This is a genomic window from Halofilum ochraceum (assembly GCF_001614315.2).
GTDB lineage: Bacteria > Pseudomonadota > Gammaproteobacteria > XJ16 > Halofilaceae > Halofilum > Halofilum ochraceum.
In genome coordinates, this window is sequence record NZ_LVEG02000004.1 from 208024 (window position 1) to 227264 (window position 19241).

At 65.1% G+C, this 19241-nt stretch carries 18 protein-coding genes; 4 read left to right on the top strand and 14 right to left on the bottom strand.

Annotation, left to right across the window (positions count from 1 at the left end; all coding sequences use genetic code 11):
• Window positions 1–50: 50 nt before the first annotated feature.
• The 4 genes from A0W70_RS05035 to A0W70_RS05050 all read right to left on the bottom strand — a co-directional run bounded on the left by A0W70_RS05035 (window position 51) and on the right by A0W70_RS05050 (window position 2756).
• The gene (locus tag A0W70_RS05035; RefSeq protein WP_067561092.1) at window positions 51–311 is read right to left on the bottom strand and encodes a hypothetical protein; all 261 of its coding nucleotides are present in this window, start codon (window positions 309–311) and stop codon (window positions 51–53) included.
• 96 nt (window positions 312–407) lie between these two features.
• Window positions 408–896, bottom strand: coding sequence for a hypothetical protein (locus A0W70_RS05040; protein WP_067561094.1), 489 nt, complete (start codon window positions 894–896; stop codon window positions 408–410).
• Window positions 897–1113: 217 nt separating this feature from the next.
• On the bottom strand, window positions 1114–2157 hold the full coding sequence (locus A0W70_RS05045) for an alpha/beta fold hydrolase (protein WP_175443067.1): 1044 nt from the start codon (window positions 2155–2157) through the stop codon (window positions 1114–1116).
• Window positions 2154–2756 carry a DUF2058 domain-containing protein gene (locus tag A0W70_RS05050; protein WP_067561098.1) on the bottom strand — a complete coding sequence of 201 codons (603 nt, stop codon included), beginning with the start codon at window positions 2754–2756 and terminating at the stop codon, window positions 2154–2156. Before A0W70_RS05050 ends, A0W70_RS05045 begins: the two co-directional genes overlap by 4 nt.
• A gap of 233 nt (window positions 2757–2989) precedes the next feature.
• On the opposite strand from A0W70_RS05050, the gene A0W70_RS05055 reads away from it, so the two are divergent.
• Entirely contained in the window at window positions 2990–3577 is a 588-nt protein-coding gene (locus tag A0W70_RS05055; RefSeq protein WP_067561100.1) for an OsmC family protein, read from the top strand.
• Between the two features lie 74 nt (window positions 3578–3651).
• Here the strand turns inward: A0W70_RS05055 and A0W70_RS05060 are convergent, their stop codons facing one another.
• A complete protein-coding gene (locus A0W70_RS05060) occupies window positions 3652–4476 on the bottom strand; it encodes an ion transporter (RefSeq protein WP_067561102.1) in 825 nt (274 codons plus the stop codon).
• Window positions 4477–4653: 177 nt separating this feature from the next.
• Here A0W70_RS05060 and A0W70_RS05065 point away from each other — a divergent pair, with 177 nt between their 5' ends.
• From A0W70_RS05065 to A0W70_RS05075, 3 genes are read left to right on the top strand one after another with little or no spacing between them, the layout of a single operon-like run.
• Window positions 4654–5553, top strand: a complete 900-nt coding sequence (locus A0W70_RS05065) for a PhzF family phenazine biosynthesis protein (RefSeq protein ID WP_067561104.1) — start codon at window positions 4654–4656, stop codon at window positions 5551–5553.
• 33 nt (window positions 5554–5586) lie between these two features.
• Window positions 5587–6618, top strand: coding sequence for a histone deacetylase family protein (locus tag A0W70_RS05070; RefSeq protein ID WP_067561106.1), 1032 nt, complete (start codon window positions 5587–5589; stop codon window positions 6616–6618).
• Window positions 6619–6671: 53 nt separating this feature from the next.
• Window positions 6672–7049 (top strand): ACT domain-containing protein, encoded by a 378-nt coding sequence (locus tag A0W70_RS05075; protein WP_067561108.1) that lies wholly within the window; start codon window positions 6672–6674, stop codon window positions 7047–7049.
• Between the two features lie 72 nt (window positions 7050–7121).
• Here A0W70_RS05075 and A0W70_RS05080 read toward each other — a convergent pair whose 3' ends face one another.
• From A0W70_RS05080 to A0W70_RS05120, 9 genes are all read right to left on the bottom strand, one after another.
• A complete protein-coding gene (locus tag A0W70_RS05080) occupies window positions 7122–7916 on the bottom strand; it encodes a hypothetical protein (RefSeq protein WP_067561110.1) in 795 nt (264 codons plus the stop codon).
• Between the two features lies 1 nt (window position 7917).
• Window positions 7918–8565 carry a hypothetical protein gene (locus tag A0W70_RS05085; RefSeq protein WP_067561112.1) on the bottom strand — a complete coding sequence of 216 codons (648 nt, stop codon included), beginning with the start codon at window positions 8563–8565 and terminating at the stop codon, window positions 7918–7920.
• Window positions 8566–9022: 457 nt separating this feature from the next.
• Window positions 9023–9895 carry a succinate--CoA ligase subunit alpha gene (gene sucD / locus A0W70_RS05090; protein WP_067561114.1) on the bottom strand — a complete coding sequence of 291 codons (873 nt, stop codon included), beginning with the start codon at window positions 9893–9895 and terminating at the stop codon, window positions 9023–9025.
• Between the two features lie 2 nt (window positions 9896–9897).
• Window positions 9898–11064 carry an ADP-forming succinate--CoA ligase subunit beta gene (gene sucC, locus A0W70_RS05095; protein WP_067561116.1) on the bottom strand — a complete coding sequence of 389 codons (1167 nt, stop codon included), beginning with the start codon at window positions 11062–11064 and terminating at the stop codon, window positions 9898–9900.
• A 357-nt stretch (window positions 11065–11421) separates the two neighbouring features.
• Entirely contained in the window at window positions 11422–12867 is a 1446-nt protein-coding gene (gene lpdA, locus A0W70_RS05100) for a dihydrolipoyl dehydrogenase (RefSeq protein WP_067561118.1), read from the bottom strand.
• A gap of 382 nt (window positions 12868–13249) precedes the next feature.
• Window positions 13250–14572: a 2-oxoglutarate dehydrogenase complex dihydrolipoyllysine-residue succinyltransferase gene (gene odhB / locus A0W70_RS05105; RefSeq protein WP_067561121.1), complete on the bottom strand. Its 1323-nt coding sequence runs from the start codon at window positions 14570–14572 to the stop codon at window positions 13250–13252.
• Between the two features lie 88 nt (window positions 14573–14660).
• A complete protein-coding gene (locus A0W70_RS05110) occupies window positions 14661–17513 on the bottom strand; it encodes a 2-oxoglutarate dehydrogenase E1 component (protein ID WP_067561123.1) in 2853 nt (950 codons plus the stop codon).
• 364 nt (window positions 17514–17877) lie between these two features.
• Entirely contained in the window at window positions 17878–18915 is a 1038-nt protein-coding gene (locus A0W70_RS05115; RefSeq protein WP_067561125.1) for an isocitrate/isopropylmalate family dehydrogenase, read from the bottom strand.
• Entirely contained in the window at window positions 18912–19190 is a 279-nt protein-coding gene (locus A0W70_RS05120; protein WP_067561127.1) for a DUF1244 domain-containing protein, read from the bottom strand. The genes A0W70_RS05115 and A0W70_RS05120 overlap by 4 nt, the downstream gene beginning before the upstream one ends.
• Window positions 19191–19241: the final 51 nt, after the last annotated feature.

The following is a 19241-nucleotide window of genomic DNA, read 5'->3' on the forward strand; positions in this document are numbered from 1 at the left end:
GCGCATCATGGGTGCGCTGTTGCGTATTCGGCCGTTGTGCGCCGAGGGCGCTATTCGGCGGAGCGGTGGGTTGCCTGCAGCCGTTTCATGGCACGGTTGAGCAGCGTGTGGACGGCGTTGACACCGCGATCGTGAATGATGCGGCTGGCCTCTTCTTCCTGTTCGGGCAACTCCGCACCGAGCAGGATCACCTGGAGATCGCGTTCGCGACGCAACCGGTCGAAAAAGTGTTCGGTGACCGGTCCCCGCTGCTCGCCGTGGGAAAACAGGAGTTGCACGGCTTCGCCGAGCGCCTCTTCGTAGGTGTCCATTGCGCGTCTCCTCCGCGGCGCGGGGCGGTGATTTGCAGTCGCACGCGTCGCGTGCAATGCCGCGCCTGACCTTATTGTAGGCGATCCGGGGTGGTGTCAGTCTATGCGGACCGTGCGCGAGAACAGGCGGACCGGCTGGTCTTCGGCGGCGTGATACACCTCCACGCGCCAGCGCCCCGGGCGGTCGAGCTCCACTGTCCGCCAGGTGCGGAAGCGCACGGCACCCTCGAGCTGGCGTGTCCAGGTGTCGCGGGTTTTCGCGTCATGGTCGACCCGCAGCATGATGCGGGGCGTCGCGCCCCTCGGCACCAGGAATTTCATCCAGGCGTAGATGCGCATGCCGGTACTCAGGTCGCTTTCACTGAGCGGTTCGCGGCACTCGTAGCGATTCGCGCCGTCGTCATGGATGTCGCGGCAAAGGCGGAAATCCATCAGCACGGGTTGCTCGGCACCGCTGTAGTAGTAATCGATTACCCGCCGGGTGTCGTGGCTCGACGGTACGCTGCCCGCATGCGCCACGGGGATCGCGGCCGCAGCGCAGGCCACGACCAGCGCGATTGCCCTGAAGCGCCGTGTTTCGCACATGGATACGGTCCTCCGGTCCTGGTGTGATCCGGGCGGAGTTCCGCGCATCAGCACTACCGTTTGGGGCGGTCGTCGCCGATGCCGGACTGGCTCCGACCGGAGTCCAGTATTAGCCCGGATCGCGCCGGGCGGCAAGGGTGGCTGTTCATGCAGTCGGCCCTGTAGGGACGACCCTGCTCGGGCGCAGCTGGCGGAGGGCAGTGTGTCGGCGCGATCCTCAGTCGCAGACCCGGCGGGCGGCGGCGGTCGCCGTGACCACGGTGGCCGCGTCCGGCGGCGGGGCATCGGCGAGCCACGCGCGGATGTCGGCGATCGTGCGCCCGCGCTGGCGGTCGCGGGTGAGGTAGTGGTAGCCATTCGGGTACAGGCGCAGGCCCACGCCGGGCGGCGTGTCCGCGAGGCGGCGGAACATCTCACAGCCGGCCGTGCGCGGAATGATGTCGTCGCGCTCGCCGTAGAGGATCAGCGCCGGGGGCGGCACGTCGGCGATGCGCTCGATGCCGGCATCCATCAGGTCGACCACGCCGTGGACCATGTCGATGCGGACGGAACGCAGGATGTGGGGGTCGCGCGCCTGCAGCCGTGCGATCGTCGGGTCGTCGGTGACGCGGATATCGACGACGGCGCGGCCCCAGCTCTGGCGGGGGCGGGCGGCGGGCGCGATCCAGTGGCTGACCCGCAGCGCTATCCGCTGGATCCAGGGCAAGGTGTCCCAACCGTGTATCGCTGGCGCCACGAGGATCGTGCTGGCGGGCCGGATCGCTTCGTCGCCGGTGACCGCGAGGTTTGCGATGGCGCCGCCCATGCTGTGACCGAGCAGGTGGACGGGGGTGTCCGGATAACGCTGGTGCAGCAGACCGAAGGCGCTGCGCGCGTCGTCGACCAGCGCGGACTCACCCGCCCAGAAGCCGCGAGTGGCCGTCTCGCCGAATCCGCGCTGGTCATACGCATACACGTGGTAACCGGCCGCGGCCAGATGCGGAGCGAGTGCGAAAAAGACCCCGCGGTGTTCGCTGAACCCGTGCAGCGCCAGCACGATGCCACGCGGTTCCCCTTCGCCGGACCAGCGGGTCAGGGGCAGCCTGCGGCCGTCCTCGGCGATCCAGGCCGTATCGGTCAGCCGCGGCCCATTGGCGGCGCCGGCGGGAGGGGGCCTGTCGCGGGTCGCGCAGGCGGTCAGCGCAAGACTGGCGAGGAGAGCGGCCCAGACCCGGATCGCGATCCACCGGGCGGAGGACCGGCCGCCGGTGTCTTCGGTCACCACATCAGATCGTCGGGCACGCGATAGTCCGCATACGGATCTTCGTCCGTGTTGCCGCCGCGCTCGTCCCCGACGTTAAGCACCAGGACCGCCGCCGGGTCGATCCCACGCACCCGTCGCGCCACTTTCGCCGGCACCAGCTCGCAGCGCTGACCGTCGCTCACGACCGCCAGTTCCCCGCGTGCGATCCGGCCCTGCTGTGTGCCGGTGACGGCGATCTCGCGTACACGAGCGCCCTGCGTGAAGCGATAGGGCACGGCCGCGTACGCGCGATCGATACGGTTGGCCCGGATCATCTGGCGCAGCCGGTCCGCTTTCTCCTCGGCGCTTGGCTCGCGCTGCGGTGCGGACGGCGGTTTCGTTTCCGTCTTTGCCCTCTCCGCGGTCTTCGGCGCCACGGCACTACGGTTCGCCTGGTCACCGGCGGGTTGCCCGGACTGACGGGATTTCCGCCCGCTGCCCTTTTTCTTCCCGCCGGCACGCTTCCCGCCGGTACGCTTGCCGCCGGCGCGGCGCTGGCCGCTCTGTCGGGATCGGTTCAGGCTTTCCTCGTCGGCGAGGCCCGCCTGGACCAACTGTTCCTGCAGCGAACTGGACATATCGGGTGGTCATCGTGATCAAGAAACCGAGTGCACAGAATACCGTCCGGGGACGCGCGCGCCTACCGTTGGCGCCCGGTCGGCGGGTCGCGGGACCGGCGGCATGCGGGGCGATGCGGGAAATGCATGTGGCGCCTTGTGAATCCCCGTTGCCCGGTCTATAACAAGCCACTGGATACCGCCATCGTTGGTCAGTTGGCGGTCCCTGCGCAATACGAATGGGTGGGGACTTGATGGACGCGATGGCGAGTCAGGGCGGGTTCCGCAACGGGATCGATCTGGAGCGGGTGGCCGGACTCATTGACCGGATTCGGGCGAATCCGGAGTTGGCGCGATTCCGGTTTCGCGCGCACAACCGTTGGGTCGGTGGGAGCGAAAATCGCTCGACGGTGTTCGATTTCGACGGTGTCGGCGACACGCGGATCACGCGTTATCAACCGTTCGAATTCACGAATGCCGAGCCGCCGGCGCTGCTCGGGAATGATGAGAGCGCGAGCGCGCTGGAGTTCCTGCTTCATGCCCTGGCCGGCTCGATCACCACGACCTTCGTCGTGCGGGCGGCCGCGCTTGGCATCGCCATCGAGTCCCTGTTTACGGAGGTCGAGGGCGAAGTCGACGTCCGCGGCATGCTCGGTATCGAGGATGCGCCGCCCTCCGGATATGAGCACATCCGTGTGGTCATCGAGGTCACCGCGAACTGCACTGATGCGGTCGTGGCGGAGATGATCGAATTCGCTCGCATGCATGCACCGGTGTGCGGCGCGTTGATGCGGCCGGTACCGGTTCACATAGAACGCGCAGGCGCCCCTGAGTCCCCGTAACGCCCGGGCTCCCGGCGCCTGTGCCCGGCCGTCATTGCATAGCGGCGGGACTTCGCCCCGCGTTTCCCGGCCGCTCAGCGCGTACGCGATTCCAGCGCCTCCAGGCGAGCGTGCATCTGTTGCATCAGCCGCAGCATCTCCTGACGTTCGTCGTGCGCGCGGGCCTCGATCTCGGCACGTTGCTGCATGTCATCGGCATGCACGCTCTCCTGCATCGTGGTCACGATAATGCCGATAAAGAGATTCAGAACCGTCAGCGTCGTGATCAGGATGAACGCGATGAAGTAGATCCAGGCCAACGGATACTGCTCCAGGATCGGTCGGGCCACGCTCATCGACCAGCTCTCGAGCGTCATGATCTGGAACAGCGTATAGAACGAATTGCCCAGTGAGCCGAAGAAGCGCGGGAAGTCTTCGCCGAACAGTTGCGTGCCCATGACCGCGAAGATGTAGAACACCATCAGCAGCAGGAACACGACCCAGCCGATACTCGGCAGGGCCCGCAGCAGCGATTCGATCAGTTTTCGTAGACGCGGCACCTTCCCGAGCAGCCGCAGGACCCGGAGGATGCGCAGCGCGCGGAGGATCGCAAACGGCCCCGAGGCCGGTACGAGCGCAATCGCCACGATCAGGAAGTCGAACACGTTCCAGGCGCTGCGGAAGAAGCGCAGATCGAACGCGATCAGCTTGAGGGCGATCTCCACGACGAAAATCGCCAGGACCGCCTGTTCGACGGCGCGGATCGCGGGCCCCTGAGCGGCCATGATCGTTTCCGAGGTCTCCAGCCCCAGGGTCGCCGCGTTGAGTATGATCAGGGCGACGATCCCGTTCTGGACGTGTCGATTTTCTACCCATGCGCCGAGGCGCTGGCGCAGCGAGAGGGCGGTCACTTCCTGCATAAGCGGCTTCACCTGAAAAACCTGGCGCGCAGCAGTATACGCGCAACCCCGCCTGCAACGCCGCGCCCAGGTAGCATAAAATACAGCCTCTTCCCGCATCGCCACCGGCAGGCGGACAATTTCAGTGCCCTGTACCAGGCGCCGGGGTCTGGGGCCGGTTCACATGGGAGCAGGAGTATGCCCGAGTATCGCTATTACACCTGTGACGTCTTCACCCGTGAACGCTTCGGCGGCAATCCGCTGGCGGTGGTCCCGGATGCGCGGGGCCTCGATACCGGGGCGATGCAGGCCCTCGCGCGCGAATTCAATTATTCCGAGACGACGTTCGTATTGCCCTCCGCTGGCGATTGCACCCACTCGGTGCGCATCTTTACCCCGTCAGTCGAGGTGCCGTTCGCTGGCCATCCGAACGTGGGCACCGCGTTCATGCTGGCGGAACTGGGCGCGGTCGAATGGGACGCGGATGCCGCGCTGGTTCGCTTCGAGGAGAAGGCGGGGACCGTTCCGGTTCGGCTTGAGCGCGATCAACGCGGCGGCGTGTTCTGTGAACTCACCGCGCCGGAGTCGCTCTCGCTGGGCCCGGAAGTGCCGATCGAGGAGGTCGCATCGGCGGTCGGACTGGACGCTGGAGACGTCGTGACGACGGTCCACCCGCCGCGGGTCGCCTCGGTCGGGTTGCCGTTCGTGGTGGCCGAGATCGCGAGCCGCGCGGCCCTGGCCCGCGCGGCGCCGGACATCCGCGCCATGCAGGCCCTCCGGGCGCGCGGGGTCACGCCGGATGTCCACCTATACACCCGCGAAGCCGGCGAATTCGATCTGCATACTCGGATGTTCGCGCCGCTGGACGGCGTGCCGGAGGATCCGGCTACCGGGAGCGCCAACAGCGCGTTGATCGGCCTGCTGGGGCAGGTCGATCCCGCGCCATCCGGCCAGTGGCGCTGGCGGATCGCGCAAGGGGTGGATATGGGCCGCCCGAGCGAACTGTTCGGCTCGGTCGAGAAAGCGGCGGGCGAGGTCTCGGCCGTGCGTGTCGGCGGGTACAGTGTGCCGGTCTTTACTGGCACGTTTTCCTGGTAATGGGCGGCCGAGGGCTCGCGGGAGGCGACGTTTGTGCGAACCATCTTCAGTGATGATCAACTGCTGCACCATGGCCGCGGAGAGCTGAACGAAGGGCGCATCGACCCGGCGTTCGAGAAGCCGGCGCGGGCGGAGATCATACTCCGGCGCATCCACGAGGTCGGACTGGGGGTGGTACTCGAACCGGACCCGTTCGAGCGCGGGCCCATCGAGCGCGTCCATGCGCCGGACTATGTCGACTTCCTCGAGGGCGCATGGGACGACTGGGTCGCCGAGCACGGCGACGAGGTCGATGCGCTGCCATTGATCTGGCCAGTGCGAACCCTGCGGCAGAAGTGCCCGCGCCAGATCGATGGCCGCATGTCCTGGTACGCCATGGACGCGGGCACGCCGATCACGAACGGGACTTGGCCGGCGATCACCGCTAGTGCCAGTGTCGCCCTGACCGGTGCGCGGCTGATCGACGAAGGTGAGCGCGCCGTGTTCTCACTGTGTCGCCCACCGGGCCATCATGCCGCCACCGATCTGCTCGGCGGTTATTGTTATCTCAACAACGCCGCCATCGCCGCGCAGTCCCTGATCGACCGTGGCGCCAGCCGGGTGGTGGTGCTCGATATCGATTACCACCACGGCAACGGCACCCAGGCGATCTTCTACGAACGCCCGGACGTATTGTTCCTGTCCATTCACGCCGATCCCGCCGATGAATTTCCGTATTTTCTCGGCTACGCTGACGAGATCGGCGTTGGGCCCGGTGAGGGCGCCAACGGCAACTGGCCGCTGCCGCTCGGCACCGGCCGCGACGACTGGATGGAGGCCCTGGATCAGGCATGCGCCCGGGGCGAACGGTTCGGCGCGGATGCCCTGGTCGTCTCGCTCGGGGTCGACACTTTCCACGGCGATCCGATCTCGCAGTTCACGCTCGATACCGCCGACTTCCCGGCGATCGGCGCCCGCATCGCCCGCCTGGGGCTGCCGACGCTGTTCGTGATGGAGGGCGGTTATGCGGTCGAGGAGATCGGTATTAATGCGGTCGGTGTGCTGACCGGCTTCGACGGCGCCTGAAGAGCGTTTGGGTCGCCGATACGTCCGTGGTGTGTCGTGAGGGATCACCTGTTATGGCAAAACCGGCGCTGCACGTACTCGACCAGCCGTTCTCGATTCACCGTCTAGCACCGGACGCGGAGATACCGCCGGCAGTCCTGACGTGCACCTTTCACTGGATCGCCCGGACGGATGAAGAAACGTCGATCGTCTGCCCGTCTTCGGTGACGGTGGCCGGAGCCCGAACGGAATCCGGTTGGTCCTGCATCAAGGTGATCGGTCCGATCGATTTCGCGGTCACCGGGCTGCTTGCGGAACTCTCGCGGATCCTCGCTGGAGCGGGGATCAGTCTTTTCGCGCTGTCGACTTTCGATACGGATTATCTGCTCGTGCCATCGAGCCGTTTAGCTGAAGCGGTGACCGTTCTGGGCCGGGCCGGTTACGCGATCTGAAGGTTGCGGTAGGTTTCGGCCGCTGCCGGTTCCGCGTTGTGAATCGGGCCGTCCGTGGCCCGGTGTCCTGAGTCATACCGCGACCGCGCGGCGCCGCCATGTAATGCCCAGCAACGCGGCGAGGAATACTAGTGTTGGCACGCCCAATAAGCCACCACCACCGCCGCCGCCACCAGTGCTACCGCCGCCATCACGGGAGACCCGACGTTCAAGTGCGGCGACCTCTCCTTCCAGTTCATCGAGCCGGTCGTTGATGCCGCTTACCGATCCAAGCACGCCTTCTTCGAGTTGCCGTTTTATCAGTGCATCGGTTTCCTGCATGGCCGCCGCGACGTTGGCGAGTCGGCGTTGCACGAACTCGCTGCCCAGGGAAACCACTCCCTCGACCAGTTCACTGTCACGCCCGATCGCGACCGCGTCACGACTGCCGTTCGCCGAGGTCGATGGACCGATACGCAGCACGTGTTTGCCCAGAATGTCGTTACCGCCGTCGTCCGGCGAAGGGTCGAGCGACCGGAGCGTAAAACCGAAATACGTCTGGGGATTCTTGGCGCCGCTGTAATCGTTCGCGAGCAGAGACCAGGAATTCCCGAGCCCGTCCTCCCCAACGCCCGCCGTGCTGTCGAGGAACCGCATACGTAAGACATCTGCCTCCAGTCGAGTTTCCCCGTCGTTGGCGGGCGTGCTGCAGTTGCTGCCGTCGGACTCCGCGACGAAGTCGATACACAGAGATTGCGCGCGCAGATCCCCATGGATCACCGGCCCGACCGCCGTAGCCGTGCCGGCAAAGGCGCTCAGGCTTGACAGCACTCCGATGAGTACCCAAGGGGGCGGACGGTTACGCAGTTTATTGTCATGCGTTTTCATGTCACTGCATCTCCCGCGCGAGTCGATCGATCCGCTCGGCGAGGTCGTCGATCCGAGTATTGATCTCTTGCAGTTCCGTCTCCAACGCCTCGGCATCCGTGCCCACCGAGGCGAGCACGTCCGCCTGGAACTCATCGAACTGGCGTTTGTTGACCGCGTCCGTGTCAGCCTCGGCGTCCGCCACCCAAGTCACCCGGCGCTCGCTTCCGTCCGCACCCACGGAGACCACGTACGCGTTGTCACCCAGTGCGGCACCCGCTCCCAGGGCGACCCGCCCATCCGTGGTCATCCTCAACACCTCTGCGCCGGAGACCTCGTCGCGAATGAAGAACTCGCTGAAGCCGCCGGTGCCATTGTCGTCGGTGATACCGATGGACCAGTCGGTGTCGGTCCCGTCGTTCGAACGATCGATCATGGACAGCACTGGTTCGCTGTCGTGGATCCGGAGGCCGTCGAACGGGAAGGAGTCGCTCGTGCACTTGGTACCTACACAGGCTGCTCCCTTGACGATCAGGTCGCCGGCGACCTCTTCGGCGATCGCCGACGTGGCAGGCAACGCACCGAGCAGGGCTACAAGTAAATACGGAGCCGCCCAATACGCGGTCGCACGTTTGCGTAAAACATCGGTTGTTGCTTCAAGGCTTTCCATGATTCCCGATCCAGTCGTTCCGTGCCCCTTGACGAAAGTGTCGGGGCAACCCCGGTCGTGTTCATATCACGCACTCCAGGAAGATAGACGGGAATTCGGGCATGTGAAGGAAAATTTTTCGAGCAGGACTGAAAATGCCGTTGGCAGGCAGGGCGTGCGGATTTGGCGCGAAACGAGCGTGCACGACGTGCTTTCGACGAAAACAAGCCTCAATTGTTCAGGTGGATGCGCGGTTCGCCTTCGGCGAAAATGCGCCTGGGCGGTCTTGTTCAGCGCTTCGGTCAGGGACGAAAACTATTCTCCCTTTGCGTTCTGGGGCGAGGTTATGCAGGGGGTGCACTGCGGCCCGTGTGACTCCTGCTGGCAGGTGGTTCGGAGAACCACGAACGCACCGTGCAATAAAAAAGCCGCCGCGGCGGACCGCGACGGCTTCGGTGGGAGCGTATGTCCCGCAGTGTTACCAGCCGGTCGCCTCGGCCACGCCCTTGCCGATGTCGGCCGGGCTTTTCACCGTGACGACACCCGCCTTTTCCAGCGCGGCGTATTTCTCGGCCGCCGTGCCCTTGCCGCCCGCGATGATCGCGCCGGCATGGCCCATGCGTTTGCCCTTGGGCGCCGAGACCCCGGCGATATAGGCAACGACCGGTTTGGTTACATGCTGCTGGATGAACTCCGCCGCCTCTTCCTCGGCGGTGCCGCCGATCTCGCCGACCATGACGATCGCCTCGGTCTTCGGGTCGGCCTCGAACAGTTCCAGGGCGTCGATGAAGTTGGTGCCCGGGATCGGATCGCCGCCGATGCCGATGCAGGTGCTCTGCCCATACCCCGGATCGGTGGTCTGCTTGACGCACTCGTAGGTGAGCGTGCCCGAGCGCGAGACGATGCCGACCTTGCCGGGCTTGTGGATCTCGCCGGGCATGATGCCGATCTTGCATTCGCCGGGCGTGATGATGCCGGGGCAGTTCGGGCCGATCAGGCGTGAATCGGTCTGGTCGATGTAGGCCTTGGCCTGGAGCATGTCCAGGGTCGGGATGCCCTCGGTGATGCACACGATCAGTTTCACGCCGGCCTCCGCCGCTTCCACGATCGAGTCCTTGCAGAAGGGCGCGGGGACGTAGATCACGCTGGCATCGGCACCAGTGGCCTCGACGCCTTCCGCGACCGTGTTGAACACCGGCAGATCGAGGTGCGTGGTGCCACCCTTGCCGGGCGTGATGCCGCCGACCATCTGCGTGCCGTAGGCGATCGACTGTTCACTGTGGAAGGTGCCCTGTTTGCCGGTAAAACCCTGGCAGAGGACCTTCGTGTTGCTGTTGACGAGCACTGACATGATTATTTGCCCTCCGCGGCGGCGATGACGCGCTTCGCGGCGTCGGTGAGGCTGTCGGCGGCGATGACGTTGAACGAGGACTGGTTCAGCAGTTCCGCGCCCTTGTCGGCCTGGTTGCCCTCCAGGCGGACGACCACCGGGAGTTCGAGACCGACTTCTTCCACCGCGGTGATGATGCCTTCGGCGATCAGGTCGCAGCGGACGATGCCGCCGAAGATGTTCACCAGGATGGCCTTTACGTTCTCGTCGGAGACGATGATCTTGAATGCCTCGGCGACGCGCTCGGCGGTAGCGCCGCCGCCGACGTCGAGGAAGTTGGCCGGGTCGCCGCCATGGAGTTTGACAAGATCCATGGTCGCCATCGCGAGACCGGCGCCATTGACCATGCAGCCGATGTTGCCGTCCAGTGCGATGTAGTTGAGGTCCCATTCCTTGGCGCGGTTCTCGCGCTCGTCTTCCTGGGTCTGATCGCGCAGCTCGCCGATATCGCTGTGGCGATAGACCGCGTTGTCATCGACGTTGATCTTGCCGTCGAGGCAGATCAGGTCGCCCTTGCCGGTAATGACCAGCGGGTTGACTTCGATCAGGCTCAGATCCTTGTCGATGAAAAGTTTGCCGAGCGCGGTCAGCAGCTTCGCGAACTGCTTGATCTGGTCGGCGTTCAGTCCGAGCGCGAATGCGAGCTGGCGGCACTGGTAGGGCATGACGCCGAGCATCGGATGGACGATCGCCTGGTGGATCTTCTCCGGTGTCTCGCTGGCTACCTTTTCGATCTCGACACCGCCTTCCGTCGAGGCCATGAACACGACGCGCTGCGTGCCGCGGTCGACTACGGCCCCGAGGTAGAGCTCGGTCGCGATGTCACTGGTCTCCTCGATGAGCACGCGCCGTACCGGTTGGCCGCGTTCGTCCGTCTGGTAGGTGACCAGGTTCCTGCCGAGCATCCGGCCGGCGGCCTCGGTTGCGGCGTCGGCGTCGTCGACCAGTTCGACACCCCCGGCTTTGCCGCGGCCGCCCGCGTGGACCTGTGCCTTGACGACCCATTTCTTGCCGGCGAGTTCGCGCACGGCGTTGGCGGCTTCCGATTTGTCATGGATGACAATGCCATTGGGCACCGGGATGTTGTACTGGCGGAACAACTGTTTCGCCTGGTATTCATGCAGATTCATTGCGGGTACTCCCTGCGGGTTATTCGGTTATCGGCGGATCGGCTTCCGCTGGCCCACTGCTTTAGTCCGGTTCACGCAGAGCCGCAGAGCGCGCGGAGACAAGCGCGGTATTCGGTTCAGGTGCCCGTAGGAGCGAGCTTGCTCGCGATCGTGGCCGTTGGCGGTCTCGGCTGCGTCAGCGACAAGGCGATGACGCATCGCTTCAGAGCTCTGTCCCACGGACCGCCTGTTCGTGCGATGTCCCCGGGGCCATACAATCGCGAGCAAGCTCGCTCCTACAGGACGGCTCCAGGCCGTTAAGCCTGCTCCTGTTACCTCTTTGCGTGCTCCGCGCCTCTGCGTGAGGCAGCCTTTGACTTATTTCTTCCTCTTGCGCGGCGGCGGGATGTGGATCGGGCGGCCGTCGGTGGCCAGCGCGGCCTCGTGCAGCGCTTCCGACAGTGTCGGGTGTGCGAACACGGTGCGCATGATGTCCTCGGCCGAGCCTTCGAACTCCATTGCCATGACCGCCTGACCGATCAGCTCGGATGTCTGCGGACCGACCATATGGACGCCCAGCACGCGGTCGGTCTCGGCATCGGCGATCACCTTCACGAGCCCGTCCGTCTCATGCATCGCCTTCGCTCGGCCGCTCGCGACGAACGGGAAAGTGCCCACACGGTATTCGTGCCCCGCGTGTTTGAGATCCTGTTCGGTATGGCCAACCCATGCGATTTCCGGGTGGGTATAGATGACCCACGGGATCGCGTCATAGTTCACCTCGCCCTGCTGGCCGGCGAGTCGTTCAGCGACCACGATCCCTTCCTCGGACCCTTTGTGCGCCAGCATCGGGCCGCGTACGGCATCGCCGATCGCGTAGACGCCCGGCATGCTGGTCTCGAGGTTTTCATCGACGTGGATGGAACCGCGTTCGTCCATCGTCAGTTCCACATCCTCGGAGGCGATGCCATCGGTGTTCGGCGTGCGTCCGACCGCGACGATCAGTGCATCCACGGTGAGCTGCTGCTTGCCGTCGCTGTCCTGGTACTCGATCTCGACGGTCTTGTCCTTCTTGACCTCCGTGCCCGTCACCCGGGTGCCGAGGCGGATATTGAGGCCCTGTTTGTCGAACGTCTTGCGTGCCGATTTCGCGACTTCCTCATCCACCGCCGGCAGGAATGTGTCCAGTGCCTCGAGCACGGTTACCTCGGCACCGAGGCGGCGCCATACGCTGCCCATCTCCAGACCGATGACGCCGGCCCCGATGACGCCCAGGCGTTGCGGCGGTTTCTCCCAGTCGAGGGCACCGGTGGAGGTGACAACGATGTCCTCATGAAGCGGCGCGGCCCCGATCTCGACCGGGGAGGAGCCGGGGGCAAGCACGACGTGCTTCGCATCGACCGTGTAGGCATCGCCCTTCTGCGGCGTGACCTCGACCCGGTTCTCGGTATGCAGCTGGCCGAAACCCTGCAGCCACTCCACCTTGTTCGCCTTGAACAGGCCCTCGATGCCCTGGGTCAGTTCGGCGACGGTCTTGTCCTTGTTCGCGATCATCGCCGGCACATCCATCTCGGCATCCTTCACGCGGACACCGTACTGGTCGGCGTGGTCGCGGATGGTGGCGAAATGGTGCGAACTCTCGAGCAGCTCTTTCGACGGGATGCAGCCGACATTCAGGCAGGTGCCGCCAAGGGCGGGCTTGCCTTTCTTGTTGATCCAGTTGTCGACGCACGCGGTCGAAAACCCGAGCTGCGCACACCGGATCGCACACACATACCCGGCCGGCCCCGCGCCCACTACCACTACGTCATACGACTTGGCCATTACCTTGCTCCATTGTCGTGTCGGGCAGAGAAGAACCACGAATGAACACGAATGGACACGAATGTTTGTTCGTGGCTCGTGGCTTCGCGGGCGTTCGTGTCCGGCCGATACGACGTTGTTCTTTTCAATGAAGGGCCAGCGGCTGAATTCGAGCTGGCGACTCCATCCTCGACTTCGCCTGTTGTCAGCTGCTGTCGTCCTGCATGCGAGTTCCGTTCACGAGTGAGAGGAAGCCGCAGGCTTCCGGCTCCAACCCATTCGTTTTCATTGCTCGGCGCGTCCATGCGCCTCGCCGCTTTGCGGCTGGCGCTACGATTCGCTCCGGACGAATCTTTCGTGTTCATTCGTGGTTCTTTCCGTTCCCCGGAAACCCGCGAATCCGTCACACGTCCAGGATCAGCCGTGCCGGGTCCTCCAGCAGTTCCTTGATCGCGACCAGGAACTGGACCGAGTCCTTGCCGTCGACGATGCGGTGATCGTAGGAGAGTGCCAGGTACATCATCGGGCGGATGACGACCTCGCCGTTCTCCGCGACCGGGCGCTCCTGGATCTTGTGCATGCCGAGGATCGCGCTCTGTGGCATGTTGATGATCGGGGTCGACACCAGCGAGCCGAACACGCCGCCGTTGGTGATCGTGAAGGTACCGCCGGTCATCTCCTCGATGCCGATCTTGCCGGCCTGCGCACGGCCGCCGAAGTCACGGATCTGCTTCTCGATATCGGCCATCGACATGGTTTCGGCATCGCGCAGGATCGGCACGACCAGTCCGCGGTCGCTGGACACGGCGATGCCGACGTCACAGTAACCGTGATAGACGACATCGCTGCCGTCGATCGAGGCGTTGATGTCGGGGAAGCGCTTGAGCGCCTCGGTGGCGGCAGTGACGAAGAAACTCATGAAGCCGAGCTTGGTGTCATGCGCCTTCTCGAACTGGTCCTTGTACTTCGCCCGCAGGTCCATGACCGGCTTCATGTTGACCTCGTTGAAGGTGGTCAGCATGGCGGTCTGCTGGGTTGCCTGCACCAGGCGCTCCGCGATCCGGGCGCGCAGGCGCGTCATCGGTACGCGCTTCTCGGGGCGCTCGCCCTGGCTGTAGCTGACGCCGGCCTGTTGGGCCGTTTCACCGGCCGAGGGTGCCTGCGCGGGCTGCGCGCTCGGCGCCGGCTGCTCCGCCGGTGTCTCCTTCGCCGGCTCCGCTTGTTTCGTCGGCTCCGCCTGTTTCGTCGCGCCACCGGATTCGATATGCCGCTGTACGTCTTCCTTGAGGATGCGGCCCTCTTTGCCGGTGCCCTCGATCGCGGCGGGGTCGAGCCCATGCTCCGCGATCAGTTTGCGTGCGGCCGGGCCGGCCTTGGCATCCGCCGAGCCGCCCGCGACCTCCGCCGCGCTGTCTTCGTCTTCAGCGCCTTCGTCGGCCACGGCCTTCGTCCCGCCGGCGTCCGAACCGGTGTCGCCGCCGCCGGAGGCACCTTCGCTGACGCGGCCGAGGACGGTATCCGCGGTTACGGTGGCGCCTTCGTCGTGGAGGATCTCTTCGAGAACGCCATCGGCCGGTGCCGGTACCTCCAGCACGACCTTGTCGGTTTCGAGTTCGACCAGGACCTCGTCACGTTTGACGCTGTCCCCTTTCTTTTTGGTCCAGCTCGCGACGGTCGCGTCGGAGACGGATTCGGGCAGTTGCGGGACGGTGATGTCGGTGCTCATGAGCGGGTTCCTTCACTCCGGGCGCATTCGGGCACGGCCTTAGCAGCCGCGCACGGGCGGGCGGTCGCGGTCATGACGGACTGGGCCGTCACTCCTTGATGTCCAGGGCGTCGACGACCAGCGCGTGTTGCTGTTTTGCGTGCCGGCTGTGGTAGCCGACGGCCGGCGACGGTGACGCGGCACGGCCAGCGTAGCGCAGGTCGTTGTCCTCGCCGAGTACACGTTCGAGTCGATGCTTGAGGTGGTACCACGCCCCCTGGTTGCGCGGTTCCTCCTGGCACCAGACGTACTCCGATGCATTCGGGAAGCCTGCGATCACCTCGCCGAGTTCCGTGTACGGAAACGGATAGAGCTGTTCGACCCGCACGATAGCGATGTCGTCGATCTCCTCTTCCTGCCGGCGCGTGTAGAGGTCGTAATACACCTTGCCGGTGCAGATCACGACACGGCGAACCTTCTTCGGGTCCAGCTCGGCGGTGTCGCTGATCACGGTATGGAAATGCCCGTCGGCGAGGTCGTCGATCGAGGAAGTCGCGAGCTTGTGCCGCAGCAGGCTCTTGGGCGTCATCACCACCAGCGGCTTGCGATACGGGCGCAGCATCTGGCGGCGGATCATATGAAAGGCTTGGGCGGGCGTCGTCGGCACGCAGACCTGCATGTTGTAGTCGCCCGGCTGCTGTTCGGCGCAGAGCTGCAGGAAGCGTTCGAGGCGGGCCGAGGAGTGCTCCGGCCCCTGACCCTCCTGACCGTGCGGGAGGAACAGGGTCAGCCCGCAGAGGCGGCCCCATTTGGCCTCGCCGGAACTGATGAACTGGTCGATGACCACCTGGGCGCCGTTGACGAAGTCGCCGAACTGGGCCTCCCAGATCACCATCGTGCGCGGATCGGCGGTGGAGTAGCCGTACTCGAACGCGAGCACCGCTTCCTCGGACAGCAGTGAATCGATGATCAGGAAGTTGGCCTGGTCATCGCCCAGCTTGCGCAACGGCACATAACTGCTCCCGTCGGCCTGATTATGCAGCACGGCGTGTCGATGGAAGAACGTGCCGCGCCCGGAATCCTGGCCCGACAGGCGCACGCCATACCCCTCGGTGACGAGGCTGGCGTAGGCCATGATCTCCGCGAAACCCCAGTCGATCGGCAGTGCACCGGCCGCCATCTTGCCCCGGTCCGCCTGGATCTTGGCGACGCGTTTGTGCAGTTCGAAGCCTTCCGGGAGTTCTTCCTGCCGGCTCCACAGTTCCCGCAGGCGCTCGGCGGCCACGGTCGTGTCGCAGGGGTCGTTCCACTGGTTGCCGATGAACGGGCTCCAGTCGACGGTCAGTTCGTTGACGAAGTCCTCATCGGTGATGATCTTCGGTGTCACGGTATCGCCCGCGTCCATGTGGTCCCGATACTCCTGGACCATTTGGTCGGGCTGCTCGCCGTCGACCTCTCCGGCCTCGCTCAGGCGCTTTGCGTAGAGTTCGCGGGTCGTCGGCAGCGCCTTGATCTTGCGATACATCATCGGCTGCGTCGCGGACGGCTCATCGGCCTCGTTGTGGCCGTGGCGCCGGTAGCAGACCATGTCGATGACGACGTCCTTGTGGAACTGGTTGCGGTAGTCGAGCGCGATCTGGGTGACCAGCAGGACCGCCTCCGGATCGTCGCCGTTCACGTGGAAGATGGGGGCGTTGATCATCTTCGCGACGTCGGTGCAGTATAGCGACGAGCGCGTGTCCAGCTTGTTCGAGGTCGTGAATCCGATCTGGTTATTGATCACGACGTGCACGGTACCGCGGGTGGAATAGCCGCGCGACTGGGAGAGATTCAGGGTCTCCTGCATCACGCCCTGACCGGCCATGGCCGCGTCGCCGTGCACGAGGATCGGGAGCACGACCTTGCCGCCGCGGTCGTCGTGACGGTCCTGGCGCGAACGGGCGGACCCTTCGATGACCGGATTCACGATCTCCAGGTGCGACGGATTGAACCCGAGCGCCAGATGCACCGGCCCCTGGTTGGTCATGTAGTCGGACGAGAAGCCCTGGTGGTACTTCACGTCGCCGGCGGCGAGCGTGTCGTCCTCGTGGCCCTCGAATTCCTGGAACAGGTCGGCCGGTTTCTTGCCGAAGATGTTCACGAGCACGTTCAGGCGACCTCGATGGGCCATGCCGAGGACGACCTCTTTCGCGCCCTGGTCACCGGCGCGCTCGACCAGCTCGTTCAACATCGGAATCAGCGACTCCCCGCCCTCGAGCGAGAAGCGCTTCTGGCCGACGTACTTCGAGTGCATGTAGCGCTCGATACCCTCGGCGGCGGTCAGGCGCTCCAGTAGCCAGCGCCGGCGCTCGGCCGACAGGTTCGGTTCGGCCTGCGGGGTTTCCATGCGGTTCTGCAGCCAGCGCTTCTCGGCCGTGTCCGCGATGTGCATGTATTCGGCGCCGATCGACCCGCAGTAGGTCTTCTGCAGCGCGTCGAGGATCTCGCGCAGGGTCGCGTCGCCAAGGCCGTGCAGCGAACCGGTATGGAACACCGTGTCGAGGTCGGCCTCGGACAGATCGTGCGCGTCCAGTCGCAGTTCATCGATCTCCGGGGCTTCCCAGCGGTCGAGCGGGTCAACCTTCGCGTGCCGGTGGCCGCGGAAGCGGTACGCATTGATGAGCTGCAGGACGCGGATCTGTTTGCGTTCGTGGTCGGCCTGGCGTGCGTCCGCCGAGCCGGTGCGCGCCGGGCCCTTGCCGGATTCGAAGCGGTAGAACTGCGCCCGAACCTCCGAGGGCGGCATGTCCGGCTGCGTGACGCCGTCGACCTGCGGCAGACCGTCGAAGTACCGCCGCCATTCATCGGGTACGGACGCGGGATCGCGGAGCCAGGCTTCGTAGAGGGCCTCAAGGTACGGGCCGTTGCCGCCGTCGAGCAGCGATGTGCTCCACAGGGCCTGCATCGGGGACTGTTCGGTCATGGCCGGGGGCTGCCGATTGGTTGACGGAATCGTGCGCGGTGCCGCGGCCCGCTCACCCGCATGCCGCTCTTCGCGTGTGCAAAGCCGATCGCACTGCGGAGTCTTTGGGCAGGAATGATCAAACCCTGATCGTGGCTAACCGGTTATAGGCGAATGCCGCACGTCGCATTTTCGATTGACAGCGACGCCCGCGCCGGGGCCTCGGCCCCGTAGGCGTTATTGAATCGTGTCGGGCGCCCGAATGCAAGGCGGGAAACGCTTGTGCGTCGACGCCGGTGGATGGAACTTCGGCGCCAGACGATAAGCGTAGCAAATCATGCTGGCAGGTACGTTTTTCGACGCCCCGCCAGCGTCGTCGGTGTCCTCAGCCCGCCGGGGAAGGATTTGCGAGTTCCTTTTCCATCCGCTGGAGAACGGCGTCGGTGAAGCCGCTCGTCCCGAGCCGCCCGCCGAGGTCGGCAGTGGTCTCGCCCGCCTCGATCGCGCCGAGCACCGCGAGCCGGAGGGCGTGCCCCAGGTCGTAGCGGTCGATGTGATCGAGCAGCATCCCGAATGAGAGGAAGATCGCGCTCGGATTGCACTTGTCCTGACCGGCGATGTCGGGTGCCGTGCCGCCCGCCGGATCGAACATGGCGATATCGACGTTGTGGTCGGCATCGAAGGAGAAATTGCCGGAGGCCCCCGTACCGAGGCTGCCGACCAGGCCAGACGCCATGTCGGAGAGGAAGTCGCCGTACTCGTTGAGCACCAGCACGACCTCGAAATCCTGGGGTTTCAGGATGATCTTCGCGAGCATCGCGTCGAACAGTTCGACGTGATGCGGCACGTCGGTGTACCCCGCGCGGCGTACGTCCGCCACCACCGATTCGAACAGGCCGTCGGTGACCCGCTGGATCGTGTGCTTCGAGGACGACGTCATCGACAGGCCTTTCTTGCGGGCTAGATCGAATGCGAACTTCGCCGCCTGCGCACAGGGTTCACGCTCGACCATGCGCAGGGAGACGGCCGCGTTATGGCCGATCAGCCGCCCGGGGTCGTCATAGGTCCCACCGGTCGCGATCCGCACGATATGCAGATTCACGTTCTCCTTGAAATTCGAGGAGATGCCCTTGATCGAGATGGCGGGGCGGTAGATCACCGAGAACCCGACCCGGCGGCGGATCAGCGCGTTCGGGCTGCTGGACCGCGTGACGGTCGGGTACTTCAGCGCCAGTTTGTTGCGGCGCATCGATCCTTCGGCCTCGTCGATGGCCGCGTCGCCGTCGCGCTCGCGCCGTTCCAGCGACCAGTCCACGCCCTCGAAATCGAGGTCGATGGGGAGCGCATCGGCGATACGGTGGACGGCCGTGGCGAGCTCTGGACCGATGCCGTCGCCGTGGAGTTCGGTGATCGTGGTCGTCATGAGCGTGTGTCCGCGTTGTCCGCCTGGCGCTCGGTCTGGTAACGCGCCTTCCACTCGGAGTAGGGCATGCCGTAGACGATTTCGCGCGCCGTCTCGTAGTCCATCTCCACGCCGCGTTCCTCGGCCGCCGCGCGATACCATTTGGACAGGCAGTTGCGGCAGAAGCCGGCGAGCTCCATCAGATCGAGGTTCTGCACATCGGTGCGCTCACGCAGGTGCGCGACCAGCGTGCGAAAGGCCTGGGCCTCGATCTCGGTTCGGGTCTGTTCATCCATCGCGACCTCCTGCAGGCTGGCGCGTTATCCGATTTCCACATTGTACTGCCG

Coding starts and splice junctions, on each gene's coding strand:
- A0W70_RS05035 (WP_067561092.1), bottom strand. CDS start 311: ATGGACACCTACGAAGAGGCGCTCGGCGAAGCCGTGCAACTCCTGTTT.
- A0W70_RS05040 (WP_067561094.1), bottom strand. CDS start 896: ATGTGCGAAACACGGCGCTTCAGGGCAATCGCGCTGGTCGTGGCCTGC.
- A0W70_RS05050 (WP_067561098.1), bottom strand. CDS start 2,756: ATGTCCAGTTCGCTGCAGGAACAGTTGGTCCAGGCGGGCCTCGCCGAC.
- A0W70_RS05055 (WP_067561100.1), top strand. CDS start 2,990: ATGGACGCGATGGCGAGTCAGGGCGGGTTCCGCAACGGGATCGATCTG.
- A0W70_RS05060 (WP_067561102.1), bottom strand. CDS start 4,476: ATGCAGGAAGTGACCGCCCTCTCGCTGCGCCAGCGCCTCGGCGCATGG.
- A0W70_RS05065 (WP_067561104.1), top strand. CDS start 4,654: ATGCCCGAGTATCGCTATTACACCTGTGACGTCTTCACCCGTGAACGC.
- A0W70_RS05075 (WP_067561108.1), top strand. CDS start 6,672: ATGGCAAAACCGGCGCTGCACGTACTCGACCAGCCGTTCTCGATTCAC.
- A0W70_RS05080 (WP_067561110.1), bottom strand. CDS start 7,916: ATGAAAACGCATGACAATAAACTGCGTAACCGTCCGCCCCCTTGGGTA.
- A0W70_RS05085 (WP_067561112.1), bottom strand. CDS start 8,565: ATGGAAAGCCTTGAAGCAACAACCGATGTTTTACGCAAACGTGCGACC.
- sucD (WP_067561114.1), bottom strand. CDS start 9,895: ATGTCAGTGCTCGTCAACAGCAACACGAAGGTCCTCTGCCAGGGTTTT.
- sucC (WP_067561116.1), bottom strand. CDS start 11,064: ATGAATCTGCATGAATACCAGGCGAAACAGTTGTTCCGCCAGTACAAC.
- lpdA (WP_067561118.1), bottom strand. CDS start 12,867: ATGGCCAAGTCGTATGACGTAGTGGTAGTGGGCGCGGGGCCGGCCGGG.
- odhB (WP_067561121.1), bottom strand. CDS start 14,572: ATGAGCACCGACATCACCGTCCCGCAACTGCCCGAATCCGTCTCCGAC.
- A0W70_RS05110 (WP_067561123.1), bottom strand. CDS start 17,513: ATGACCGAACAGTCCCCGATGCAGGCCCTGTGGAGCACATCGCTGCTC.
- A0W70_RS05115 (WP_067561125.1), bottom strand. CDS start 18,915: ATGACGACCACGATCACCGAACTCCACGGCGACGGCATCGGTCCAGAG.
- A0W70_RS05120 (WP_067561127.1), bottom strand. CDS start 19,190: ATGGATGAACAGACCCGAACCGAGATCGAGGCCCAGGCCTTTCGCACG.